Genomic DNA, 1,814 nt, shown 5'->3' on the forward strand with positions numbered 1-1,814 from the left:
TCATAGGAACGGTCGGCTGCCGGATTGGTCGGTTCGATGCCGGAGAATTCCTTATAGTTCTTGGTGAAATACTCCGTCGAGGCCGTCGGGCTGGTGCCGGACGACGTGCCGTAAGCTTCCTTCAGATAATCGGCGCCGACGGATTCGATGAAGTCCGGGCTGTTCATGCCGTCATTGAGCAGGAATTTCTGCACGCCGCCCTGCGAGATCCAGGTGCGGGCGACCGTGGCGCCGTCGACCGGTGTGCTGACGAGGTAGAGACCGTCCGGTTCACCGGCCATTGCCGCGGTGACTTCGGAGGCATAGCTCGACTGCTTTTCATTGTAAGGCGTGTCGGAGACGATGGTGCCGCCGAGCGCTTTGTAGGCACGCGAGAATTCGGCCACCATGTTGACGCCGAAATCGTTGTTGACGTGGATGATCGACAGCTTCTTGAAACCCTTGTCGATGGCATATTTGGCGGCGGCGACACCCTGTAGCGCATCGGAGGTGATGGTGCGGAAGAAGATGCCGTTGGTCTTGCCGTCGCGGCCGAGCGCGGTGAGCGTCGGCGAGGACGATGCCGGGGAGACCTGGACGATCTTGGCCGGTGCCGTGACCGATGTCAGGATTGGGATCGACACCGAAGAAATGATGCCGCCGATGATCACAGGCACTTTCTTGACCTGCACAAGCTGAGTGGCGGCGTCGACCGCGATGTTGCCCTGGCTCTGGCTGTCGCGCGTGTCGGTGACGAGATCGCAGCCGCGCACTCCGCCGGCTCCGTTGATGTCGCGGAAGGCCATCTCGACCGACTTGGCGCCGGCCTGGCCGTATTCACCGGCCGGGCCGGTCAGCTCCATGACGAGGCCGACGGTGATCTTGCAGTCGGCGGCCTGAGCAGCACCCGCCATCGTGACGAGGGCCAGCGCTGTGGTGAGTTGGAGTATCGTCTTTGTCATTGTTGTTCCCCTTTCGTTACTCGACTGTATTTGAACTCTGGAGCTTGTTCAGCGTTCCGGCACCTGCAGCCAGGTTTCATGCAGATGTCGCCATTCGACGCCGTTGGGCGCCGATGAACTGGTGGTGAAGACGGCGCTCGATTGACGGCGGCTGTGCTTGCCTGCGCGCAGCTGCGCTTCGACATAGAGGACGACGATAATATCCGCGTCCTGCCAGCCGGGCCGGATGTCCTCGATCGAAATGGCGAAACCATCGTCGCAGGAAGCACGGCTTGCGCGGACATGGTCGACGACCGCTTCGCGATCGAGGATCTGCCCGTCCGGCGCCACCATGCTGAGGTCCTTGCCCATGGCGCGTTCGAAGCGGCCGAAGTCCACCGTGTTGGCTCGCGCGGCGACGAACCAGTCGACGAAGAAGCGGTGCAGGTCGATGATTTCGGCGCTGGCGCGTGAAAACAGGGAGGGTTCGCCGCTCATTTCTTCCCCGCATTGAGGTTGTAATGCATGATCGAACCGTGGCGGCCGCGGCGGTCGCGCTCCAGCGTGTAGACGTCACCTTCGAGGCCGGTGCCTTGCGCGATGACGGCCGCAATCCGCTCCCGGTCCTCGGCGTCGAGCGCAACGTCCATGATTTTCGCATTGGCGATGGCGTGGGCCTGGTTGCGGGCGCCGACGATGACCGCCGCCACTTGCGGCTGCTCCAGCACCCAGGCGCTGGCGATGGTGGCGACGTCAACGCCGTGGCGGTCGCCAACGGCCTTCAGCGCCTGCAGCAGGTGCTGGAACAGCTCCCAGCCGCCAAAATCATCGATGATCAGCTTGTACTTGACCAGCGAGCGGTTTTCGAGCGGCGTGGCGGGCTCGGCCGCACCG

The 1,814-nt window shown here is 63.0% G+C and carries 3 protein-coding genes; all 3 read right to left on the reverse strand.

Translation table 11 applies throughout. From position 1 onward, the window contains the following. On the reverse strand, positions 1–941 hold a 941-nt coding region (locus tag EN969_RS29480; protein ID WP_127419647.1), incomplete at its 3' end, for an ABC transporter substrate-binding protein. 48 nt (positions 942–989) lie between these two features. Further along, the gene (locus EN969_RS29485; RefSeq protein ID WP_063167570.1) at positions 990–1,418 is read right to left on the reverse strand and encodes a DUF4440 domain-containing protein; all 429 of its coding nucleotides are present in this window, start codon (positions 1,416–1,418) and stop codon (positions 990–992) included. Further along, the coding region (locus EN969_RS29490; protein WP_206525262.1) for an aldo/keto reductase at positions 1,415–1,814 on the reverse strand (400 nt) is incomplete at its 5' end. The genes EN969_RS29490 and EN969_RS29485, both read right to left, overlap by 4 nt.

It is taken from the genome of Mesorhizobium sp. M7A.F.Ca.CA.003.01.2.1, assembly GCF_003998945.1.
GTDB classification, from domain to species: domain Bacteria; phylum Pseudomonadota; class Alphaproteobacteria; order Rhizobiales; family Rhizobiaceae; genus Mesorhizobium; species Mesorhizobium ciceri.

Coding starts and splice junctions, on each gene's coding strand:
- EN969_RS29485 (WP_063167570.1), bottom strand. CDS start 1,418: ATGAGCGGCGAACCCTCCCTGTTTTCACGCGCCAGCGCCGAAATCATC.